Source organism: Pseudomonas sp. 30_B (genome assembly GCF_017491605.1).
GTDB lineage: Bacteria > Pseudomonadota > Gammaproteobacteria > Pseudomonadales > Pseudomonadaceae > Pseudomonas.
Genome location: NZ_JAFGYY010000402.1, coordinates 1 through 432 on the forward strand (window position 1 = coordinate 1; position 432 = coordinate 432).

The following is a 432-nucleotide window of genomic DNA, read 5'->3' on the forward strand; positions in this document are numbered from 1 at the left end:
GTACAAGACTTTAATTTCAATTGTAAATGACAAAAAGAAGACTTTTATTCAATCAACTTTTGATATAACTGAAAATAGATGGATTCAATTAGTGAATATTAAGAAATTTTTAGAACCATTTAATCAATACACTAAAATGTCCTGTAAAGAAGCAAAAACAACTGTTTGTGAGGCAAAAATGATAATTGAGGAACTTAAATGTCATTTAAATGAATATACAAGTGATTCTAATTCAACAATTTCTAATGTTGCAAAAGAAATACTAAATGAAATTAACAAGCGATTTGCTTTCATTTATGATCAAACATCAAATAACTTTGATCCAATCTATTTGACTTCAACTTATTTGCTTCCTGAATACAAACAAACATTAAGTGATGATGAGATTGCAATTGCAAAAACTATTTTAAAGTCTCATAGTGATAATAGCAG

1 protein-coding gene is annotated in these 432 nt (G+C 25.9%); it reads left to right on the forward strand.

Annotated features, from left to right (window positions below; translation table 11 throughout):
* Window positions 1–91 precede the first annotated feature (91 nt).
* Window positions 92–432 (forward strand): hypothetical protein (locus J5M67_RS28875; protein WP_207888733.1); only part of this gene is annotated, 341 nt, incomplete at its 3' end.